Origin of the sequence: Treponema bryantii NK4A124, from assembly GCF_000421345.1 — a bacterium.
In the GTDB taxonomy this organism is placed as follows: Bacteria; Spirochaetota; Spirochaetia; order Treponematales; family Treponemataceae; genus Treponema_D; species Treponema_D bryantii_B.
Map to the genome: position 1 here is coordinate 1 of NZ_ATWV01000022.1, position 25,708 is coordinate 25,708.

Below are 25,708 nucleotides of genomic sequence, written 5' to 3' on the forward strand. Positions count from 1 at the left end.
TCTTTTGTTCTTGATTGTTGCATTTTTTTACACCTCTTTATGAAGTGTAATGCTATATGTTGCTTTTGTTTACGAGGTTAGATTTGACGGATACATTCAAATTCTAATTGATATTATTACGCGCCTTCGTCAAAAAAGACAAAAAGGAAAGCGAAATAAAAAATAAGACCGCCACAGCTTTGAACCCTCGTGGCGGTCTTTAACCAAAACCGAGGCAAGACGCTTGATTGCGTTGTGCCTCTTTCTTTTTCCACTATAAAGCACTTGCAGGGAAAAAGCAAGTGCTTTGTGTTTGCTAGTATAACAAGGCTGTTTGCAAACCTGTCTTTGTTCCATAACCAAGCATTACAGAATTTGCACTTCCATTTGTTTTTTCACCAACGCCGATTGTATAGTTCAAAAGCTTAGTTGTGAGAGCAGTAGGCAGAACCTGAACTTCCCAATCACCAGTAAACATATCGTTGTTTACACCATTAACAAAGGTGTTTGCTTTAGAGCCGTTAGTACCAAGCTTAACAGGCCATGCGACCTTTGCCATTCCAATAGCACTTGAGTAGTATGAAATGTATGGAACATAGCGGGTTTTTGCAACACCATTCTCTGTATACGAAATAGTCTTAGAGCTTGTTTCTATACTGATATTTTCACCTACAGAAAGATAAGAGTCTACCAAACATACATCGGCAACAGTGTCTTTGTAAGATTCAAGATAAGCATACTTAAGCTTGTTACCGGCACGATAGTAAGCAATGTGAATTCCTCCTGCAGCGTCAACAGCAAGGTCACAATATTCACCGGCATAGTCATCATCAATAATTATTGTATCCGACCATGTATTGCCTGTTGGAGCTTCATTGTACTTAAACTTAAGTTTATTATCTGCATTCCAGCAAACGACAGCAGTACCACCGGTCTGGCCAGTTAGTTCATTTGGAATTACACCAACTGCTGCGTATTCACCAACATTCGCACTATCATCGATAACACGAGCATTTCCCGCAGAAGAGTTTGTTCTAGCTTTAATTCCCATTCCATTGGCTGTACTAAAATTCACAGCCCCAGAAGCTTCTCCATATCTGAAAACAATTCTAGGATAACTGATATCATAATAAACAGTGTACATCTTTGTTGTATCGCTTCCTAATGTTGCTATTTTTGGATTTTGTATACGTTCTGCAAAAAATGTACTTCCATTACCGATACAACTTTCAAGAGCAACGTTGTTGCCACCTTGAGAATATGCTCCTCCCTCGTCGTCATAATATGTTCCATTAACTGTTTCTGCACGTGCATAGAATTTGTAGTTTGCATAACTATAATTATTAGTAATATTTCCACCACCTCCACTATCGCCATTTTGTGCACTTGCATAAAGATGACCTGACGAATCTACTGCACAAGCTGTCGCATACCACTGAGAAAATGATTTATCTAATTGTTTATTAGTAGCAGTTCCATTATTTCTATGATACCAAACAGTTTGCCCATCCCTATCATAAACAAATCCAACAGTTTGATTAGCATCCTTTCCTATTCTAAATGTAGGATATCGAATAGTTTTTACTGTATTAGTCAGCACATCATTCATACCCCAAACCCAAACACTTCTATTATCATCAAGAGTATTATTATTTATGTTATTAGGTTCAAGGTTGTATACCGCATCTGCTTTATTCTCGTTGTTCAGGGCAGAAACACTACTAACAATTACATCAATTGTACCAGAAGTTGCTTTATTATTATTTGTGTTAGGAACAGTAAATGTAACATAATCAGTAGTTGTTCCAGCTGTAACTGTACCAACACTTTTGCCATTTATTCTAACTGTTGTGTTTGCTCCAGCTAAATTAAAGCCGTAAAGTTTCACTCCTGTTTCACCACGCATTACTGGATAATTACCATTTGCAGAACGATTAAACACAGAAGTGTTTGCACTGTAGGCCTGGTCAAGGCGAGTTCCTAAACCAGTAATATAAGGCACAATATCAACCTTCTGCGATGTAGATGTAGTATTAGCAGTTGTAGCAGCATCGTTTATTGTAACTAAAATAGTCTTATCCAAGCCAGTAGTGCTGTTTGTTATAACAAGACTTGTGTCTACAATTAATGACCACTTTACACTGTGTCCACTTTGAGTTGCTCCCGGTGCATTTGCATCTGCATCTGTAACTTCAAGCATAAAGGAAGCCGGTTGTGTTGAAGGATTATATGTCCATCCATTAGAAGAATCATAAGATGCCGTTACAGATTTATCACCTAAAGATATTGTAATTGTTTTAAGCATGGTTTCGTCGTATGCCACACCTTCAATCTTTATCTTACCTGAAACTTTAGGATCTGCATCATATTCAGCTCCAGTATAACCTGTGGTATTGTTCTTGTATTTTTTATAACCTGGAGAGAGGTAATTTCCACCTGCATCCTGAGCAGTCCAGTCTTCAGCAAGTTCAATATGACCTTTAGCAACTAATTTACCATTATCGGTCTCATAAATAACACTTTCACCATCGTTACCAGTCCAATAGAACGGTGTAATGCTTCCTGTAGGTGCAGTATCATCTGTAATATCCTGCTTAAATTTCGCATTAAGGATACACCACTGAGCATCATCACCATTATTTGTGGAATCATTAAAGGTGAAGTGATAAATATTTACACCAGCATTTGCAATTGTTCCATCACTATTTTTCTTATAGTCTCCTGAGGTTCCAATTGTTCCAACTGCATCGTTTGTGCCGTTTGTCAGGATAAATGCAAAAACATTGTTTCCTTCCTGAGTTGAAGACAGTTCATTTACATCTGAATCCTTAACTTTCTTCTTAAGTTTTGAAGCGGCATTTCTTGTAACAGCTGCTACTGCATGAGTTTGAGCCTCTGTACTTGTTGCAGCAAGCTTTGAATATGCATAATAGATATCGCCATTTCCACCTACAAATTCTGGAATAACAACCAGATCTTTCTTTGCTGTCCAATATTCTGTCTGACTGTCATCAAGATATGCAGACAAATCCCAGATATCTGTACCAGATGCCAGAGACTTAGATTCATTGAACCAGAACTGTTTGAATTCAGAATCTGCATAGTCACCATCTTTATTTAAGTCGGTTCCAAGTTTTAAGCTTGTAATTCTTGGAGGCTTGTTACTTACAAAGGTTTTTGTCCAGCCATGCTTTGAGTTTCCGGCATTATCGAAAATTACACAGTGAATTTCAATTCTGCCATCCGGGATGTTTCTTGAGTCAATTGAAGCATCCCAGACACTCGGATCACCAGTTCTGTAATTTTCACGCATTGCATCGCCATCATCATGAGTTGCATCTTCATTAGATTTGTCGACAACCATACCATATACAAATTCTGCTGTTTTATATGTACTCTTACATTCTGGCGAGAAGGTAACTTTTCCATTTGTATAATCAACTGCAGATATAATTCTGTAATCATTACCAATTTTTATTAAGCCACCAATTCGGATATTAGGATTATTCTTTATTGAATCATGTTTATATTCTCCGGTTTCATCTCCTGAACCACGAGTTCCGTTTTCCATATACAAGGCCGGAAGTTCTTCATCTGTCAGATAAACATTACCAGATACCTTTGCTGCACCTTCAGCGAGTGTTGTAATTGAAGCAGATGTATTATTCTCCATAACGTTATAAACGTTATTATTCCTTACAAAATAGAATACAAGTTTTTCAAAACCACTTCCTGATTCAGTGAAAGCACCTGCCACAACAGCTTGTGTATTGCTATTATTTAAGGTTCTAGTTCCTGTAGACGCTGATTCGTAGAAGCTGGAATCATCATCCGGATTCATACGAAGTTTTATATCACCTTTATTTGCAGTATCACTTTCATTTCTGTCATTGAAAACAGGTTTTGTATTATCGATATTCAACCTGATTTCAGTATTGTTTTTGTTTTCACTTTCGGAATCATTACTTCCTTCTACAGAAATTTTTGTTTCCCACAATCCATCTACTGAACCTTCAACTGGAATTAAGAATTTATGAGTTCTACCACTATCAGTTGTCCAGGTATAGCCTTTATCAGCAAGCTCATAGTCTCCTACTCCAGGGGTTGTACCACAAGTCCATTTAAAACCACTTGCATCCTTTGAAGAAGAGATTTCTTTAATATGATTTGAACTTTGAACCTTAACTTCTCCATAGATATACCAGTGCTCATTCTGAGTCTTTAAATACATCTTATCAATGACATCTTTCTGTAATTCATAATTATTTGCCCCAGTGTCATTTGCAGTTGTACTATTAATTGCAGCAGAATATCGACGCATTTTTAGAACTGTAAATATCGGCTTAGAGTTTTCTACATGAATACAAACAACTGGAGACCAAGCAGATACAAGAGCCGCAGTACCTGTTTTATTATCAATAGAAACTGCCCTTACATTAATAACCGTATTATCATCAAATTCGGAAATATCAATATCCTTAGTCCAGCGGACTACAGAACCTGAATTTCTCTTATTTGCTTTAACACCCTTTAATTTTGCACCACCAAACTTGATATCTGAATTAGGAATTTCTCCAAGTACCAGATTTGGAGCTTTTTCCATAGTTGTACCGTCAGCATTTTTTCCATTCTCAAATATGCCATCACCATTCATATCAAACTGCAGATATACATCTGATATTTCTTCATTATCCTGAGCAGTTCCACTGATAGTTACTGTTGCGCCTTTAATTACATATGTCGGGTTATTTTCAGGCAAATTATGAACAGGATCTACAATTTCAACAATCGGAGTATCAGCATCGGCATTATAAAGAATTTCAATAGATTCTTTATCGTAACCAATATTGCCCAGTTCATCTTCCAGATATAACCAGACTGGTAATTTATAAAGCCCATCTTTTATATAACCACTATAATCTGAATAAGAAGCTCCACTTGGATAGCCAATCTTTGTATTTAAAGTTGCAGCAGTAATAGGTAATTTTAAGTTTAAATTAGAAGAATCTGATATTTCTGTCCAAGCTGTAACATTCTTTGGTTCAAGTGTTGTAGATTGAGCAAAAGTAGGAATAAAATATTTTACTTCCTTGAGCAGTCCCTTTCCAGGATCATCAATTTTTCCAGTAATTTCTACATCGCCAACAATTGATTTTGTTTTTGACGGATACCTCAAATCAAATACCGGAGCATTTGTATCAAGACATAAAGTAAACTTTTTTGACCTGTTATGACTTACACCTTCTGTAACATCAATTATACACTCTCTGTCTGAAGTAGTAAGTTTGTCATTAATTGTTACATCACAGGTGTATAATCTGAATTTATAACCATTTGATGTTTTTTCTTTTGGAAGACCATCTACACTGTCAGTTGCAAGTGCTAAAGCATAAGAGCGTACAGCACCTGTTTTATCACCTGCATTTTCTGGAATTGACAGAGTTACTGTAAGTCCATTTGTTTCATCTTCGTTTGCATCAAAAGCATACAAACTTAAACGGAACTTATTCTGATAATTTGAATCTGGTCCTCCAAAATATTCCGAGCTTATACCACTTGAACCGGCAACATCTATCCAGTCTCCTGCTGAATATGAAGCAACGTTGGTAAGTCTATGATATTTTACATCTATTACATCAGGTTCCTGAGTATCTACCTTTAACTTAAGATCTTCATTTGAAGTATAGTAATTATCATTGCTGTCTTTTATCTTTGGTGAGTCCAATGCATCCTCAGCACCAATCTCAAAGACCTTATTTTCTTTTGTTGTGCTTGTCTTATTGCGAATAGAATGATCTGTTACCTTAAAACTTAGAGACTGAGCACCTTCGCCTATTCCTGCTAATGTAAATAAGCCATCCTCATAAGTAAGTTTAGATTCAGCTGATTCTGTTGTTTTCCATTCACCATTTCCCTCTTTATAAGAAACAGCTGCTTCCGCAATCTGACCATCATCATCTTCAACGGTAAACCTTAATGTTGTTGTATTACAAGGAACAACTCCGCTGGAAGAATCCATTGAGGCTAAATTAAGATTATTGAAAATAATTACCGGACGGTCGCTGTCCTTAGAAATAAGAGTTTCCTTTTCTTTAGCTGTATCAAAAGCTGTTGTTGTATTTCCAGAGTTACCAATGTTACCTGCATAATCTTCTGCGATTGCACGGAAAGTAAATTGTTTTGTATTCTCAAAAACACTTTCCGTTGTATCAACATTTACATCCCATGGATTTGTTATGTTTTCTGATTTTGAAACATAATCTGTAAAACCTGAATCACCATCTTTTTTATACTGAAGTTTTACAATTTTAAGACCATTGTTATCGCTTGCCCTGACACGAAGTGTAACTACACCATTTATTGTAGACTTCAAACTATCAATTTCAACCGAAGGATATTCTTTATCTACAACAATTGTTGCAACTACAGGCTCAGTTGTTGAGTTTCCGGCATTATCAATTGCATGTCCGGAAATAGTAACACTCTGGCCAACATAATTATTAAGAGTAGTATCTGGAATTGTTGCTTTCCATTCTCCGCCACCAAATTCTATATCATAAGTACCTGATGTTCCAGAGAAGGCAGGTGTAAAGGTAATTCTTCCAGAAGTTCTTGGTGAATCTGTATTTGTTACATAATAATATGAGTCATTAATCTTTATTCTGGCATAAGCAGATTTTTTCAGATAATTATATATATACTTATCTTCTGTTACTTCGCTGTTTATCAAGTCATTTGAAGTAAATTCGGTAGCACCATTTAATAATGAAATTCCTGTTACTTTATCTGGAATTTGATCAGCCTTAATTGCTGTTGTCTCTGTTCCAACAGTAACTGTAAGGCCATTCTTTTCCTTTGTCTTTAACCATGCACCTGCATCAAGATATCTACCGGTAATTTCTTTACCAGAAACAGCATTTGAATAGATACGGTCTTTTGATGGAACACTAATTGATGGAGCTGTCTGATCTACATTAATTCTGTAGTTATTTACAGTTGTGTTATCCCACAATTTTATATTTTCCAGTGCAGCATTTCCAACCTTATCAACTGCAAGAAGTACAAGGTAATTTGAGCCCTGCTGCAAACCTGCTATTGTTGGCTGATAACTTGATGTAATATTTGTATATTTTTGAGAACCAACAGTCGTAGCTGTAATTTCCTGACCAATAGAATTTTCTAAGATTCCAGAAACCGGAGTAAAGAATACTCGCTTAGTATCTGACTTTGGTGAGAAATAACCTGTTCTATCAACATCTGTTTTATAACCTGATTCAAAAGCGGATAATTCCGAGTCACTTGGTTCGTGATCAAAAATCTTGTAGTAAATAAGAGATACTCCACTTCCATCTGCTAAATCTTTAACTTTCTCGTTTGTTTCCGGAGTTCTTGCTTTATCAACAAAGGTTCCTCGAATATCCTGTGTTTCCAGGTTACCATAAGAATCTGCTGCATATTTTCCACCTACATTATTATCCAGATTTATATCGTTAGGAGGATTTGAAGAAGTACCATCATCTTCACTACGGTTTGCTTTACCAAAACGGAAATACAAATCTTTCTGTTTACCATCAAATGCATGTACGCCAACTGGGGCTGCTGTATCAAATTTGATTTCCGGTATTACCACATCAGCTTTGTTATCAGCTTTATCATACACAACAATCTTTACTTTGATTGATGAAGTTGAATATACACTGAAGTTTAAATCATTGAAATAGAGAATTGTGTTATCTTTATCTTCTAATTTGTTATAATTTAAACCTCCATCTGTACTAACCCAAAGTTCTACTGTTCTTATGCCTGAAGCCTGGCTTGCACCATCATTATTATCTTCTGCAAGACCTGAAATTGTGAATCTTTCAGAGTTTCCGTTATTTATATAATAATAGTCTGTATAGAGTTCTGTCTCATTGTTTGAATTTGTGCGTTCTGCTTTATGCTCATAAACTGAATATACATCAGAGTCTGTCTGCAATACATATCTCTTAATTTCTGGAGCTTTTTCATCTTTATTTATATTGAAAAGTTCCAAAGGAGTTGTCAGCCCTGCTCCAGAGTTGTTCTTACCAGTAACACTAAGAACTCCAGTTGTAAGTGTAGAATTATTAAATTCTGCTTTCCATGCTCGTATAGTTTTTTTGTTAGCATCAGTAATTGAAGAAATTGTAAAATCTGTATCTGTAACGGAATTTTCTACAGTAGAATACTTTATAGTTGGTTGCGCAGCTCCTGCCTTAAGGCCACTAAATGTAAGTGGTTGTACTCCACTCTGCGGGTCTTTATAGTTTCCATAAACGGTGAGTTTTGCACTGTTATTAATAGATACTATTCCACTAACAGTTTCTGGTTCTTCTGTTCCATTACCTACTCTATATTTTACAGAATTCAATGGTAGTACCGGAGATGTAGTATCTATATCCATAAGAATATATGCAATATCCTCTGCAGAAGTACCTGCTCCCTTCTTGGTAGCAAAGTCAGTAGAATTACCTGCTTTATCTGTAGCACGAATATAAAGTCTTGCACCTTCTGTTGCAGCTGCATCACTAAATACTGCTGTACCTGAGTAATATGTTGTTTGAGTATTATCATCAAATTTTTTAGAAAGTGCTTCATAGTCTGTTCTTTCTGTTCCATCTGCTTTAGAGGTAGCCCATTCAATGGAATCGATTCCAGAACTACTGTCTTCTGCTTCGACTCTAAGTGCAATACTTTGAGAACTATACCATCTGCCTGAATTATCTGTTTCAGCAGGTATTTCTTCTTCTGCTTCTCCTGTAATTCTCTTAGCTTTAATAATAGTAAAACTAGGAGCAAGTTTATCAATAATAATGTTTACATTCTTTGATGTATCTTTATTTGCTATATCTGTAGCTTTAAGAGTAAAGACATAATTTCCTTCTGCTAGATTATATCCATCTGCAGAAGTGTCTATTGTATAACTATAATTACCACATTTAGAACTTTCATTATCCAATTTAAAAGTTGTACTAATTGGAGTTCCATCTTTTGTTGCTGTAAGTAAAAGAGTATCTACTTCACGTCCAGCAGCACGATTATCACCATCATATACAGTGCCTGAAATCTTGAATGTTCCGTCATTTATGTAGTCTTTGTTTATAGTCATGGTAAGAGTTGGAGCACCCTTATCGTGGCGGAAATAATAAGGAACTCCATTTTCTGCATTTTTATTCCCTGCTTTATCTGTAATTCTTACATAAACAGTCTTGTAAGATGATTCTGTATCTTCCTCAAGTGAATCGAAATTCATTTCATATGACCAGTCTCCTGTTGCGGTCATAGTTCGCCAGTTTGTATCACCAGGAAATTTTATTTCCTGCGACATAATTCCTGAATTACCTGTATCTGTCGCAGTTCCAGTAAGATACTGAGTACCAGTTCCAACTTTCCATGGTGCATCAGCACTTGTTGTTGAAGCACCTGTAACTGTTATTACTGGGCTAGATTTATCGAATACAACAGAAAGATTTCGTTCTGATTTCTTACCATTTGTTGTTGAATTTCCAGATTTATCCTCAAGAACAATTGTATAATTATATTTTTCTTCAGTAGTTATAGGTTCAGATTTCCATTCACTGACGGTATCGGCAAATTCAAAATTTAAGCCAGCCGCTGTAACATCCTTTATTCCACTAGCATCTTTTGCTTTTACCGCAATATAGAAATTATTTACATTATCTGCAACATTAATGATATACGATCCATCAATTTCTGCAGTTTTAGCTGCTGTACTTGTTCCCGCATATACTCTTATATACTCAAATTCTGGTACACTCTGATCTACACAGAAATCTTTAGTTGCTTCCTCCGAAGCATTACCTGCTTTATCCAAAGCAATTACATGTACAGTTTTCTTTCCCTCATAAAGAGTATCTGCTGTATCTATCTCAGAACCTGTCGTATTAGTTCCAAGATTCATAGTAAATGACCAGTCATCCGAAGTAACAGAAAATTCCTGCCAGTCTGTATCTGATACTGTTACACCCATTGGTACAATTGCATATTTTATTTTTGCCATTCCGTTTTCATCACTTGCTGTTCCACGGAATGTATAAGCTGTACCACTTATTGAATTATCTCCAAAATATGAAGAAGCAGGTGCTGGAGCATTTATTTCGAGAGTCGGTTTTTTTCTATCAATTGTTACTACAACATCTTTTGCAGAATATGAAATTCCAGCTCTATCTGTAATTGAGAAATGATATGTATTTATTTGAGTTTGATTTTCACCAGGTAAAGAATTCTCTATTATATACCATGTCTTGTTTGTATCATCTTTCGTTACAGTTACTGGTGTAGATGAAGTTCCTTTTGTACAAGTGATAGAAGTAATTCCATATTCATCATCAAAGGTACCCAATAATTTATACTTTGTTCCTACAGAGAAAGACTTAGCCGTTGTAACATCTGATAATAAATCTGTAGTCTGAAGAATTTCAGATTGTTCTTCATCTCCAACAATTGGTTTATATCCTTCAAGTCTAAAACTTGGTTTTGTTGCTTTATAGTTAAATGTTTCTGATACAGGAGGACTCTTTAATCCAACCTTATCAACTGCGGTTACTGTAATTTTCTTTTGACCATCTACAGCAAAAACTCCTCCATAAGAAGGATTTGTTGTAGATGTAAAATCAGAATCTCTTGAAACTGTAAAAGACCAGCTTCCTGTACTTGAAATATGTTCTACATAAGACTTTGAATTTTCTTCATCTTCAATTTTTACAATTACTTCATTAATTCCAGAACCAGTATCTGAAACAGTACCTTCAAATCTGAAAGAGCTTTCTGATGTCTTCTTTGCTTCTGGACATATAATTGAAGTTACTTGAGGAGGATTATCATCTAAAGAAACTGTAACGGAACGTGAACGAGACCAGTTTGTCTGTTCATATGTAACAGCACCGTTAGTTCCTGTAACTGTCTTCATATTTGAAAGCGTATAATAAATCTGATTAACATTCTGGGCTTTCAAAAGGCTGGCATCTATAGTTTCAGACCAGGTCTTATCTGTTCCCTGCTCTAATGCAGTACTATTCACATACTGATTATTAGCATACATAGTGCCTATATCATCTCCACTATCAAGAGATGAATTCCATTGCCTATATACATTTAGACTATCCTCTTGAGATCCTCCTGTATATGAATAAGTAAGCGTAACTTTTAATTTTTTATAATCATCGTCTGTTGTTTCTGATGAAATATATTTTGTAATTGGTTCAAAGTTAGTTACATTATTACCCCATGGGCTGGCAGAAGTAGTAAGCTCAATGACTCCATTAAGCGGTGCAAGATAGAATGCGTATATCTGTGCATTTCCATCAGAAGTGTATGCTTCTTCTATTTTATTATCATTTGTTGTTGAAGCAGGCCTTGTATCAATACCGTTTACACAAACTCTATAGAAAAGTCCTGTTTTCAATCCTGTATAATTAACGGAACTTATTACATTTGTTTTTAAAGAGGTTACTCCTGAACCAAGAGGTATTGGAGTGGCGTCGAGATTCAGATTTCCATCCTTATCACATTCCTGTAAATAAATTTCCACAGAATCCTTATTAATAGGATAATTATCTCTACCTGGAGTAATATTAATACTTAATGTAACACCTGAATCTCCGCTACCATTTGTAAGTTCATAAGTTGTAATTACATTGTCTTGTTCATCTTTCATTGATTCGCCATTAACCAATGATTTGTTAAGCCCAATAACAGAGAATGTAGGATTATTTTTAGGATCCAGCACAAAAGATCCTGTTGTTTTTCCATTACTATTTAAGATCTGAATAATTTCACTGTGGCTTCTTGCAGATCTCGAAGCTAAATCTACAGACTTTCCACTTAAAATATGATAGAGTTCTGTAATTTTGATATCATTTAAAATGCTTTCTGAAATGTCTTCATATAAATAATAAGTATCTGTATGATTTCCTAATTTATCTTCATCTGTTTGTTCTCTACCACTTGGATAACTTTGAGCTCCATCATATGCATTTATAGTACAATAGAATTGAGCAGGAACAATATTTGACGAAGAAACATTTCCATAAATAGCTGTATATGTTTCATCACCATATTTTGCAACATTTAAGGAAATTGAAGGAGGAACATTTTTCAGCGTTATAGGGGACGTATTTTTTTTCTGTGTTTTATTTTTATCTGCATAAATATCAATATCAATATGGTCAATATTATTGTCGTCCGCACCAAGACCTTCAAGTGTAAAAAGCTGACCATATGTATCTGCATTAGCGAGGGAGGCATTTAAATCTGTGCCTGGACGCTGTAAAACAATTATCGGTGCCGTATTATCAATCGTAAAAGTAGTATTCTGAATTGTTGTACGATCGGTGGCGTCTTTGATGGTGACTACGGCCTGGTAGGTGCCGTCTGTGATAGAAGAGGATTTTGCCGGAATGTCGATGCTCCAGGTGCCGGAGCCGCCTTTGCGGGAATCTTCGGCGAAAGTTCCGGTGTATGAGAGTTTTTCGCCGTTTCCGTCTGTGCGTGATAATTCTACGGCAATAGAGCCAATTTCACCATCATCAGTCCAGGTGCCGCTGAGGGCAAAGTCGTCGCGAATAATTGCATCTACTGGTGGGTTAGATATATTGAGAGAAGGTGGATCAGTATCTACCGATGCACCAAGACCTATTTCACAGGAAATAACAAAGAGAGAAAAAATTGTAAGTAACGCAAACGCAATTTTTTTCATATCAACACCTCAAAAACCGAAATTTTACTTTTTTGTTGATACTTTTTTTATTAAAAAACCCTCGTTCGTTTATCGACAATATTCCCCTTATACTGAAGCACAACCATTTTAAGTGAATTCTGCCAAAACGCAAGTTTAAATAAGTAAAAAAAATGAAAAACTGCTATTTTAAAACGTTTTCGTACAATAAATTCCTGTTATATTTCTTAATTTCCTGCTATTTCTGTATAATTCCTCTCATTTCTTCTATATTATGATAGCCCTTTCGCTTCATGAAGGCAGCAAGCCCGTCAATCACTTCTATCATAGTATTTGGATTTGCGAAGGTATTTGTTCCAACCTGGAGGGCAGAGGCACCGGCCATGATGAACTCAACCGCATCTTCCCAGGTGGCAATTCCGCCAATGGCAATTACAGGCACGCGTTTTTCTGCAGGAAGCTGATTGATTGCTTCAACAACTTCGTAAACAAGGCGCACGGCCATAGGGCGCACTGCAGGGCCGCCAAAACCTGCCTTAAGTTTTTCAAACACCGGAACACCACGTTCAATATCAATTGCGATTCCCTGGAAGGAATTACACAAGCTGATTGCGTCGGCCCCCGCTTCGATACAAGAGAGGGCAACCTGGTTCAGTTCGTGAGACTGAGGGGTAAGCTTTACGATAAGCGGTTTTTTTGTTACAGCGCGAACGGCACTTACTGCCTGAGCAGCTCCAACGCAGGTCATACCAAAAGCAGCTCCACCTGCACTTACGTTAGGGCAGGAAATATTAAGCTCGATAAGAGGAACTTCTGTTGCATCCAGCAGCTTTGCTCCTTCAACATATGTTTCCAAAGATGAACCAGAAAGATTTGCAATTGCAATCGGTTTAAGTTTAAGCATTTCCGGCAGCTCATGCTCTATAAAATGTGGGATTCCCGGATTTTGAAGACCTATACTGTTCATAAGTCCGCTCGGAGTTTCGTGGAGTCGTACTCCGTCGTTACCCTGGCGAGGCTCAAGTGTAAGACCTTTCGAAGAAATACCGCCAAGTCTGTTTACATCAAAGAGAGTTTTATATTCAACTCCAAAACCAAAGGTTCCGGAGCTTCCGATTACTGGGTTAGGAAGAGTGACACCGCCGATGTTTACGGAGAGGTCTGGCTGGACGTCTGCTGCCAGTGGCTCGCGGCGAGGCTGAACCTTGATTCCGGCAACTTCTGTAACCGGCTTAAAAATCAGAATATCACCATCAAAAACAGGGCCTTCTTTACAGCAGCGCTTTTTGCCTTCTGTTGTGTCGATTACGCAGCCAAGACACACCCCTACTCCGCAGGCCATATGGGCTTCCATACTGAGCCAGCACTTTACGCCCACAGCCTGGCAGATTTTCTGGATATAGGCCAGCATTGGAGTTGGTCCACAGGCAAAAACTTCACTGTAGTTGCCGGCTCGAAGGGTATCTTCTGTGAGGGCCGCAGGCAGCATTCCGTGAACGCCCACGCTGCCATCATCAGTTGTAATTACAAGTTTATCTGCCTTTACATTTTCCAGGGCGTAGCTGCCACTTTTGAAGGATGCGTAAAAGTCATAGCTTTTTGGTGGGAGAGTTTCTGCAAAGCCCGCAACAGGGGCAACACCGATTCCGCCGCCGATGAGCAGCACTCTACGGTGGTTGAGTAGGCCAGAGGCCGTATCGAAACCACCATTGTTGAGCTCCTCGGTGGTTTCGATACACGCGCTTCGCGCGCACTCAACCACCGACTTCGGCATAGGAAATCTATTTCCACACGGGCCAATCAGATTGAGCTTATCACCCGGTTCGAGGGAGCACAATTCACGGGTTCCCTTTCCTTTAAGCAGAATCAAAAAGCTCAATTCAACAGAGCCATCAGCTTTTTTTTCTGAATGATAAATACTTATAGGGCGGCCAAGAAGAACATCCGACCTGATTGCATGGAGCATATAAAACTGTCCTGCAGCAGGCTCCTGAGAACCAGATTCCAGACGAACCTTTAATAAAGAAACACTTCCAAAAGGAATAGCGCCTACAACAAAAGCGCAGTCTGTAACTTCTCCCTTTGCAAAAACCGGATATGGAATCCCCTGACAATCTGTGAACATATTTCCCCCTATAAGTGCAATCTGTATAAATTAAAGGCTTGCCTTAGCTCCAAGCAAATCGTTCTTGCTAAAGAGGCTTGCACGGGCTGCAGCGTCTGCAATATCATCAAGCTTAAGGCTGCCGGCATCTCGCGCACCCGCAATCTTTTCATCCTTTTTCCAGGCACAAAGAATTCCGCGGCTTGAGTTTACCGTACCGCCTGCCTTATCAAGCAGAGTAGCCGCAATTCGGGCTGCACCCCCCTGTGCACCGTAGCCGGGAATCAAAAAGAAGATATCAGCATACTTGTCGCGAAGCCAACGGGCATCTTCTTCCTGGGTTGCACCAACAACTGCTCCAAAGACGCCACAGGTCTGGTCATTATAATCTGCACAGGAATAGCGCCATTCTTCGCCGATACGCTGAAGTTCTGCTCCAACACGCTCCAGCAAAAGGCCGCCTTCTGCAAGCTCCTGATGTTCAATATCAACCATGCCTGGATTACTTGTACACAAAAGAACAAAGGCTCCCTTACCTCCCTTGTCCGGAGTGCTGTAAGCAGTAAAAGGCTTTAAGGTATCAAAGCCCATATATGGATTAACTGTAATAATGTCTGTTTCAAAATCGCCGGTAAAGTGAGCGCGGGCGTAAGCGTCCGAAGTAGCACCAATGTCGCCGCGTTTAATATCTGAAATGGCAATGAGGCCGGTCTGGCGAATGTACTTGAGAGTCTCAGAATAAACCTTCATACCTTCAAGGCCCATAGCCTCGTAGTAGGCAATCTGAACCTTAAAGCAGCAGGCTGATTTATCTGCTACAACGCGGTCTATAATTGCCTTGTTGTAAGCGAGCACTGCGGCTGCAGGAGTCTCATACTGGGCAAGAATGTTTTCCGGAATATAAGAAGGATCTGTATCCAGACCAACGCAAAGAGGACCGTTTTTCAAAGAAAGCTCCTGAAGGAGCTGCATATTGTGTTTACTCATAAGTAAAAATATACCATAAAAAAATGCTTATGACGACCAATAAAATTATCTTTTTCGCGACTATTATAGTATAATTAAATTGTCATCCCGAACTTGTTTCGGGATCTAATATATAGATGCTGAAACAAGTTCAGCATGACATAATAAAAAAAACGGAGTTAATAAATGAAAAAAACTATTCTTACCCTGCCCCTTCTGGCTGTAATCATCACAGCATCGCTCAACTTTGTTTCCTGCTCTAAAAAAGCGGAATTAACCCCTGTAGATATTAAGCCCATTGTTTATCAGGCTGATAATATAACAGTAAAAGTTGAACCTAAGCTTGAGCTGCTTCTTATCGCCCTTCGCCTTGCCGAAGTTCAGCCTTTTTCAAACAATTACTATAATCAGGACTATTCACAATTTGTAGATGGTGTTGATAATCTCTTTGCAAAACAAAAAGACCATCCCTTTGTAAAAGAAATAAAAAGGCGTTCTAAAAATTATAAAGACGGCTACCGTTCTGCACTTGCAATAGCCCAGTATATTTCAGATGACATGACCCAGATGACAATCAAACAAAAAGAACTGCCCAAAGATATTGAAAGCTTCTGGAAAGGAATTAACCTGAAAACTTTTATTGCCCAGTTTAACGACTTTGCTAATACTTCTAATTATGCCCGAATATGGCTTTTGTATGAAGCTCATCTTAAACGCCAGGCAATAGCTGAAAAGGAATATCAAACATTCAACATCAAAGGCATTGAATGGATTTCAAAATTTTTCTTTGCCCCTGATTCAAAACCTGAATATCTTTTTTACAGTTCTACACTTACCTCAGGCTATTATTTTGCACTCCCACTTTCATTTAAAGATGACAAAAGTGTAATTACTCAGATTGCCGGTGCCTACTGGACAAAAGACAATGACTGGAATAACTACAATTCCACTTTGAATATCACCGCTTCATATGTTTTTGACTTACTTGAAAAACACTGGGACCTTTTCTCAGAAGACCTTACAAGAATCATTAAAAAGATTTACGACGAAAATCAGCTGACAGATAAAGTGACAGATATTCTTGTAAAATCAACTTCAGCAACACTTTTTTCAATTGTCTGTACCTTAGATTAAGACCTTGCAAAAGAGCATGAAGAAATTGGAACTGCAATTAAAAACACAATTACTACAAACTATCTTTACAAAGATCCTGACCAACTTATTGCCCTTACAGATTATTACAAGGCTAACCGCGATACATATCCTGATTTTGAAAGCTTCCTTGTAAATTATCTTCCTCAGGCCCTGAAATCTCTTTAATAAAAGGATGCATGCTTTATGAAAAAAAGACACTTATTCTGGATAATTCCCTGCTCACTGATTGCAAGTCTTTTTCTTGCAGCCTTAATCGGGCACCTTATAAGCCCTGTTCCTTCAAAGAAGCTGGTTACAAAAGGAAAGAATAAAAAGGTTCTCACAGAAAAAGAACTTGAAGAAGATCTGGATTATCTCAAATATTACATGACAACAATATACTGCGGATATCCTGAGATGGTAGAAAAAGGCTACGACATCGACAAGATTATTGCAGACATCAAAAAAGATTGCGACAAAGATAAACACGGTAAAACTTATGACAGCGGTACATTCATTGCCGCCGCTGAAAAACACATCATCAAAAATCATGCAATCGAAGACCAGCATTTTTCAATTGGCGGCAGCAGTAAATTTCCATACTATCTTTATTACTCTGATATTTACGTAGAAGCAGTAGAGGCTGAAGGAAAAACAAAATACATCGTTGTAAAAAACGAACGTGAAAAGCTTCCGGAAAAAAGAATCAAGGCTCTTGGAAAATATGTCCCGGCCGATGTAAAAGCAGGTCAGGAATACACCGGCCCGAACACAATGCTTTTTGACTGGTTTGACGGCAATAAAAAAATCTACCGGCTTGGAACTCTTTCCCGCCAGAATCTTAATAATCTGATTCTTTCTTTTGATGGTAAAAAAGTTACTGTTCCTGTAATTACAAACAACAGACTCGATACAGCAGGAAAGCTTCAGGGCATGAGAGAAACAAAAGACACCCTTTATATTTCTCTTGTGAACTTTGTTTTCAACGGCGGTTCTGTAATGGGCGAGCAGGAATTCAAAACCCTCTGCGAAAATGCAAAGAACAAGTCTATCGGAAAAAATCAGATTATTATTGATTTACGAAGTAACGGCGGTGGCGAACTCTGGCGTGCTGCCATGCTTTATACATATCTTTTTTATAACAAGACAGAAAACATTTCTTATGATTTAATTACTTTTGTTTCCAATATGATTGATGATGGTAAATACACAGTTATGTCTCCTGAATTTGCGAAAAGCAGTATTTACTGGGATTTTAAGAATATAAAAGAAAAAATCAAAAAACTTAAATTCAGAAAACAGGCAAAAGAACAGGAAACTGATTTTATGAGATATGAAAAGGCCCAGATAAAAATACGAAGAAAACAGCTTAAATGGCCTTGCCTGGCAGAATTATTTTATCCATATCAGTCGGTTATAAAATACAAGTCAGCAGAAACAAATATTCAGGAATTACCAGCAGCAGATTTTTCCGGTGATATTTATATTTTGACAGACAGATATTCTGCATCCTGCTCTGAATATTCCATTGCCTTTTTGAATTCACTTGCAGAAAAGGCTGATGTAAAAATTCATCATATTGGAGAAAATACTCAGGGAGCAGTTTTCTACATTAATCCCTATTCAACTGTTTTACCTAACTCAGGCCTCTGGCTTTACATTCCATCTGCAAGAAGCCGCTCACAGGCATTTAATTACCCGGGCTTCCACGGCGAAGGTTACGGCTGGTTCCCGGAATACTGGGTAACACACTATAATCTGCTGAATACACTTTGCAATTTGATTGACGACCCGGAACTAGGAACAGCCCTACAAGGCCTCGAGAAGTGGCAATTACAATAACAAAACCGAGCGAAGCAAGGTTTTCAGACTCATAAAAAAAGGAATCCGAGCGAAAGCAAGGATTCCTTTTTCTACCTATGGGTTCTGCCGCAAACGAGCGAATGCGAGTTTGTCGGCAGGAACCTGATTTCTCCCGCGCGTTAGCGTCGGGAGATTAAACATGATAGACTGCAGGCACGAAAGTGACTGTCAGTCTGATCAGCGTTTATTTTTTTGCAGCAGGCTTCTTTGCAGCAGTTGTTGCCTTCTTTGCAGCAGGCTTCTTTGCAGGAGCCTTCTTTGCAGCTGGCTTAGCATTTGCCTTAATAACAGCCTGAGCACCAGCAAGACGAGCAAGTGGTACACGGAATGGTGAACAAGATACATAGTTCAAACCAATCTTGTAGCAGAGAGCGATAGAAGCTGGATCTCCACCATGCTCACCACAGATACCAAGGTGGAGGTTCTTCTTAACTGAACGTCCCTTAGCTTCTGCGATTTCCATAAGAGCACCTGGACCATCTGGATCAAGTGTAGCAAATGGATCGTCTTCGAGGATTCTCTGATCGAGGTAAGACTCGATGAACTTACCGTAGTCATCACGAGAGAAGCCGAATGTTGTCTGTGAAAGGTCGTTTGTACCGAATGAGAAGAAGTCAGCAAACTTAGCAACCTTATCAGCGATAAGAGCAGTTCTTGGGAACTCAACCATAGAACCGATAGCAAACTTGAGGTTTGTACCACATTCTTTGTTTACGTTAGCAATTACTGCTTCTGCCTGTCCGCGGATCTGTTCAACTTCACGGTAAGAAACAACGTTAGGAATCATGATCTGAACTTCGTGAGCAACGCCTTCTTTGTCGAGCTTAGCTGTAGCACGAGCGATTGCTTCAACCTGCATTTCGTAGATTTCTGGATATGTAATAGCAAGACGACATCCACGGTGTCCGAGCATTGGGTTGTGTTCGTCGAGAGCAGCAACCTTTGCAGCAAGTGCAGCTGGCTTCATATCAAGTTTCTTAGCAAGAGCATTGAGCTGATCTTTTGATTCAGCCTGGATGAACTCGTTAAGAGGTGGGTCAAGGAGACGGATAGTTACTGGGTAACCCTTCATAGCCTTGATGATTTCGTAGAAGTCTTTCTGCTGAAGTGGAAGGATCTTTGCAAGGTTCTTCTTGCGGTCTTCTGTGTTTTCAGAAACGATCATCTTCTGGAATGCAGTAAGTTTTGGTTCGTCGAAGAACATGTGTTCTGTACGGCAAAGACCAATACCCTTTGCACCGAAGCGGAATGCATCTTCAGCATTCTTTGGTGTATCACCGTTAGCGTATACATCGAAGCCCTTAACTGTCTGGCCAGAAGCAGTCTTGCGTGTTGACTTAGCACGAACTTCATCTGCCCAACCAAGGAATGTTTCGAGGTCGCCAGAGATTGTAGCAGGTTTTACAGCAACCTGTCCTTCATATACTTTACCTGTAGCACCATCGATTGTGAGGAAGTCTCCCTTCTTGTAAGACTTGCCCTTTACAACGATTGTGTTAGCATCTTTGAATGTAACATCAGAACATCCACAAACACAAGGAGTTCCCATACCACGAGCAACTACGGCAGCGTGTGATGTACGTCCACCAGTTGATGTAAGGATACCCTGTGCAACAGCCATACCTGCGATATCATCTGGAGAAGTTTCCTTACGAACGAGGAGAACCTTCTTTCCAGCTTTTGCCCATTCTTCTGCTTCATCAGCTGTGAATACGATCTGTCCGCATCCAGCTCCTGGAGAAGCGTTAAGACCAGCAGCGATTTCTGTAGCCTTCTTTACAGCATCCTTGTCCAACTGTGGGAGGAGGAGCTGGTTGAGCTGCTCTGGTTCTACGCGGAGAAGAGCCTGCTCTTTTGTGATGAGCTTTTCAGCTACCATGTCTACAGCCATCTTAACTGCAGCTGCACCAGTTCTCTTACCATTGCGGCACTGGAGCATATAGAGTTTACCTTCTTCAACTGTGAACTCCATATCCTGCATATCGTGATAGTGCTTTTCAAGGCGGTCACGGATCTTGCAGAGCTGGTCATATACCTTTGGATTTTCTTTCTGAAGCTGTGAGAGCTTCTGTGGTGTACGGATACCTGCTACTACGTCTTCACCCTGAGCGTTCATAAGGTATTCACCCATGAATACGTTCTCACCAGTTGAAGGATCGCGAGAGAAACATACACCAGTACCAGAAGTGTTACCCTTGTTACCGAATACCATTGCCATTACAGAAACGGCTGTACCCTTAAGAGCACCTTCCTTAATGTTGTTAAGCTTGCGGTATGTAATAGCACGTGGGTTCATCCAAGAACCGAATACGGCACCGATAGCACCCCACATCTGTTTTTTAGGATCCTGAGGGAAGTCTTCTCCCTTTTCCTTCTTGTACATTTTTTTGTAGTTAGCAACGATGTTCTTGAGTTCTTCAACATTCAACTCTGGATCATCTTTAATACCACGCTTTGCCTTTTCCTTGTCAATGATTGCTTCAAACTTATCGTGGTCAACACCCATTGCAACGTCACCGTACATCTGAATAAAGCGGCGGTAAGCATCCCAAGCAAAGCGCTCGTTACCAGTCTTTGTTGCAAGACCAATTACAGACTTGTCGTTAAGACCGAGGTTGAGGATTGTATCCATCATACCTGGCATAGAAATTGCAGCACCAGAACGAACTGAAACGAGAAGAGGATCCTTCTCATCACCAAGCTTCTTGCCCATTGCCTTTTCGAGCTTAGCAAGATACTTGTCAACTTCTGCTGCCAATCCTGCAGGGTACTTACGACCGAGCTTGTAGAATTCCTGACAAACATCTGTTGTGATTGTGAATCCAGGTGGAACTGGAAGACTTAAAGGTTTCTTTGCCATCTGAGCAAGGTTAGCACCTTTACCACCGAGTTCAGCGCGCATTGATTCATCACCGTCAGCGTCGCCGTTACCAAAAAAGTAAACATACTTTGTTGCCATTGATTTTACTCCATATCTAAAAAAAGATTTCAATGTTAATAGATATATTTTATAGTAGAATTAATATACAGTCAATGAGTGAAATAGCGTGTCAAGTACTTTTAACTCTCAAGTTCTTCACTCTGCTTCTTAATTTCAGAAACGTCAATGCGGCCGCTGTTAATCAAGCCTAACAAGATATCAACCAGCTCAGGATCAAACTGTGTACCGCGCCCGTTTTTCAATTCTTCAATTACCTTATCCATAGACATTGCCGGTCTGTAGACACGGTTCGAAGTCATTGCATCAAAGGCATCTGCAAGCCCGATAATTCTTGCTGTAAGCGGAATCGCTTCTCCCTTAAGGCCGCAGTTGTAGCCAGAGCCATCATAACGCTCATGATGATACTTTGCACCTTCGGCCACATTTTTGATTGTTGTAAAGTCCTTAAGAATCTCCCCACCAATTTCTGTATGACGCTGCATAATTTCAAATTCTTTTTTGGTAAGCTTTGAAGGCTTGTTCAAAATGGAATCCGGTACACCAATTTTTCCAATGTCATGCAGCAGACCAATCTGACGGATATTTTCTATTTCTTCTTCATCGCAGCCAAGCTCTACAGCAATCAGCATGGAATAAACTGCAACACGGAAAGAGTGACGGCCTGTCTGTTTATCTCTCGCTTCTACCGCATTTGCAATAGAAAGAATTGTTTCGTTGCTCATACGGATCTGGTCGCGTATGCGTTCAATTTCTTTTTCCTGTTTTTCGTAACGGAAGTTCTGAATGGTAGCAGTGACATACCAGGTAAGCCAGGCAATTGCCATAATCATTACTGTAAAGGCATAAACATGGAACCACCAGTAATCGTAGATGCGGTAAGGCTTTTCTATTTCGTAAACAACTTCATCAAGCACATTGATTCCCCTGCTGTCCAGAAGCGAAATATGAAAATCATATTTACCTGAAGGAATGTTTGAATAAATTACACTTGCAAGCTCATTCTGAGTCATTACATTCGGGTGTTCATCAATTCCATTCATATAAAGGCTGATAAAAGGATTATTAATAGAATAATTTATAATTTCCGGATTCACTTCTATACTGTCGCTGTCTCCGGGAATAATAAAATGCCGGTCTCGTGGAACCGAATATCTTTCGCCGTTAACAATTACACTTTTAAGCTGCATCCGGCATGAACTGTCTATTTTATCGTAGGAATCAAGATTTAAAACGGATGCACCACTGTCGCAGGAAAGATAAAGATTATTATTTTCATCAATATAGTTCCAGGAATTTGCAGTAAGGGAGCCTATAAGACCCCGCTTAAGATCCAGCAGAATATAATCAACCTTATTGCCTGAAAGAAGTTCATCCCGGCTAACAACAAAAATTCCTGCAGAACCAAGAACAAAAATATCGCCGTCTTCCCTGACAACCAGGTCATAATTATTTGAATAAGGAAAATTGGAAAGATGCCTGATTGAAAAATCTTCATTCATATAACAGATGCTGTTACTTGTAATGAGATAAGTTCCACCTGTTGCATTTTTTCCATCATAATCATTTACCGTTCGCAAAACTACATTTGATGTAAGGCCCTCTGCTCTGCGAATCAGCTTTTCAATTTTTTGATTTTTGATAATGGCAATTCCGCCGCCGTCTGTACCCGCTATAAGAGTTCCATCCGGGCGTTCAGAAAGAGTGAGCACAACCTGATTTTCAAAACCATCTTCTTTGGTAAGGCGCTTTGTTACGACTCCATCCTTAAGGAAGGTGATTCCTTTTTTCCCTGCAGCTGCAATAGTTCCATCTGAAAGCTCAAGAAGAAGGCGGAACTGCTGGCCTGTTGTAGTTTCGTATTCACTAATGCGGCCGGACCGGTCCATGCAGTAAAGGCCCTTTGTGTAAGTACAAACCCAAAGGCGATTTTTACTGTCTATCATAAGGCAGCGGATGCGAAGCTTTTTCATTTTCCTGGTAAGTTCATTTTCTTCGATGGCTCCTGCCTTTTCATCAATCATAGAAAGGCCATCATCCGTTCCAAAATAAATCTTACCGTTATATTTTATAACAGAATTTACTACGGCTTCTGCAAATCCGGCTGAAAGATATATTTCATCAAAGGCAGAATCGCACATTTTTAAGAGGCCCAGGCGGGAAGAAGAAAACCAGAGATTACCCTGGTAATCAACTATCATATTATCAATAGAGTTATTGAAAAGGCCTGTGTCCATCATATTAAAAACCGTCTGGCTGGAAGCTGCAGAGCTTTTGCTCAGTTTTTTATAATCAATATAAGCTGCACCGGTATCTGAACAGAGGAAAAGTAAACCTTCATTAAAGACAAGCGAATTGATGTGATTTAATGGGCTGCAATCAATTACTTCTGTAAGTTTGACTGGTTCAACTTCATCATTATCAATTGTAAAAATATAAAGCTGATTATTCTCACCGGCCGCATAAAGTTTTCCATTTTCATCAAAGGCTGCAGAAATTATTTTTGTGCCTTTCAAAGGAATTTCATTAACCAGCTTTTCATTCTGGCACAAATAGATTTCACCATTGGAAGCAACAGCAGCAATCAGACCTTTGCCATTGGAAGTAAGTCTTACCGCAGAATAAACTTCCGGAATTACAGCCCTAATTCCTGTTTTCCAGCCTTCATCTGTTTTATAAGGCTCTACAACTGCAAGCTCTGCTGTTGTTCCAATATAATAAACTCCGTTTCCTGCACTGGTTATACAACGGATTGAATCTGCAGGAAGTCCGTCTTTTTCGGTACATACACAGGCAATCTTTTCGTTCTCTATAACAGAAAAACCATTGTCGTTAGTACCTACTAACAACTTTCCATATTCATCTGCATAAAGGCAGCGCACTGTTTTTATTGAGTCATACTCATTCATCAGACGGAATTCTTTTCCATTGTGTCGGTAAAGACCCGCATAAGTTCCTATCCAGAGAATACCATCCAGAGTACTGGCAATATCATTCGCTTCGCCGCCCGGAAGTCCGTTTGTATTATTGTAAATAGTACGGATGTAGGTTCCAAACTTTTTTGACTCAGCTTCTGTTTTTGCAGGAAATAAAAAGGACAGCCCCGCTGCAAAAAGAAGCGCAAACATTTTTGTTACATCAATTGTTTTCTTTTCATCATAATTATCTTTTTGAAGTACCAGAAACTTTGGAAGATATTTTTTTACACGTCTGTAAAGCTGAATAAAAAGAAAGAGCGCACCCATAGTAATAACCTTGTCTGCAAAGTCCACATAGAACTCACCAAGCAAAGCCCTGATCCAGCCCTTTACTTCCCAGAACTCCAGCATCTCAATAATTCCATCACCCCAGTAATTGCCGGTTTTACCACCATAGAAAACCTGATTAAGAATGGTAGAAATTACAACACAGACAGCCGTTACCATAACACTTAGCGACATAGTCTTAAAAAGATTTTTCATCCAGCCCCGTCGAGCACAAAGCCCAACTATAAGGCCAATACAAACACTGGTAATTGTATAAGCAAAAGAAACCGGATCAATAAAACCATAAATGATATTCGAAAGCGCACCAATGACCGCACCAAAAACAGGCCCGCCCACATAAGCCATCAAAAAGGTACCGAAAGAATCCATCCAGAGCGGCAGCCTGAAATGCACCGCAAAATCCTTCCCCGCAAGATTCACCAGCAGGCAAAACAAAGAGATAATCACAATCTGATATTTTTTATACCGATTCATAACATTCATATTTTCAAAGAAAACAACTTTAAAATTATACACCAAATTCCCCGCTTTGAAAATTCAAAAAGCCCCCTCAAAATTTCTCAAAAAAATTTTAAGTTTTCCCCAAAAAAGCCCCGTGAAACACAATTCGTGAAACACCTCTTCCCGAAAAAAACGGTCATTTAAATCGAATAAAAAAAACTTTTCATATAAGGAGAAAGGAAAGTATGAAAAAAATTACTTTAATGCTTTGCGCTTGCGCAATGGCGTTCGCTGGACTT

The 25,708-nt window shown here is 38.9% G+C and carries 7 protein-coding genes; 2 read left to right on the plus strand and 5 right to left on the minus strand.

The window, feature by feature from the left end:
* Positions 1-295 precede the first annotated feature (295 nt).
* From G626_RS0114545 to pyrF, 3 genes are all read right to left on the minus strand, one after another.
* Positions 296-12,718 carry a hypothetical protein gene (locus G626_RS0114545; RefSeq protein WP_022933516.1) on the minus strand — a complete coding sequence of 4,141 codons (12,423 nt, stop codon included), beginning with the start codon at positions 12,716-12,718 and terminating at the stop codon, positions 296-298.
* A gap of 217 nt (positions 12,719-12,935) precedes the next feature.
* The gene (locus G626_RS0114550) at positions 12,936-14,822 is read right to left on the minus strand and encodes a dihydroorotate dehydrogenase (protein WP_022933517.1); all 1,887 of its coding nucleotides are present in this window, start codon (positions 14,820-14,822) and stop codon (positions 12,936-12,938) included.
* 30 nt (positions 14,823-14,852) lie between these two features.
* Positions 14,853-15,788 (minus strand): orotidine-5'-phosphate decarboxylase, encoded by a 936-nt coding sequence (gene pyrF / locus G626_RS0114555; RefSeq protein WP_051142249.1) that lies wholly within the window; start codon positions 15,786-15,788, stop codon positions 14,853-14,855.
* A gap of 165 nt (positions 15,789-15,953) precedes the next feature.
* On the opposite strand from pyrF, the gene G626_RS0114560 reads away from it, so the two are divergent.
* Together G626_RS0114560 and G626_RS0114565 are read left to right on the plus strand one after the other, a co-directional pair.
* Complete coding sequence (locus tag G626_RS0114560) at positions 15,954-16,901, plus strand: DUF4932 domain-containing protein (protein ID WP_022933519.1); 948 nt, start codon at positions 15,954-15,956, stop codon at positions 16,899-16,901.
* 204 nt (positions 16,902-17,105) lie between these two features.
* A complete protein-coding gene (locus G626_RS0114565; protein ID WP_022933520.1) occupies positions 17,106-18,743 on the plus strand; it encodes a S41 family peptidase in 1,638 nt (545 codons plus the stop codon).
* A gap of 205 nt (positions 18,744-18,948) precedes the next feature.
* On the opposite strand, the gene ppdK is transcribed toward G626_RS0114565, so the two are convergent.
* Both ppdK and G626_RS0114575 read right to left on the minus strand, forming a co-directional pair.
* Positions 18,949-21,723, minus strand: coding sequence for a pyruvate, phosphate dikinase (gene ppdK / locus G626_RS16970; protein ID WP_022933521.1), 2,775 nt, complete (start codon positions 21,721-21,723; stop codon positions 18,949-18,951).
* Positions 21,724-21,824: 101 nt separating this feature from the next.
* Entirely contained in the window at positions 21,825-25,442 is a 3,618-nt protein-coding gene (locus tag G626_RS0114575; RefSeq protein ID WP_027727232.1) for an HD domain-containing phosphohydrolase, read from the minus strand.
* Positions 25,443-25,708 lie beyond the last annotated feature (266 nt).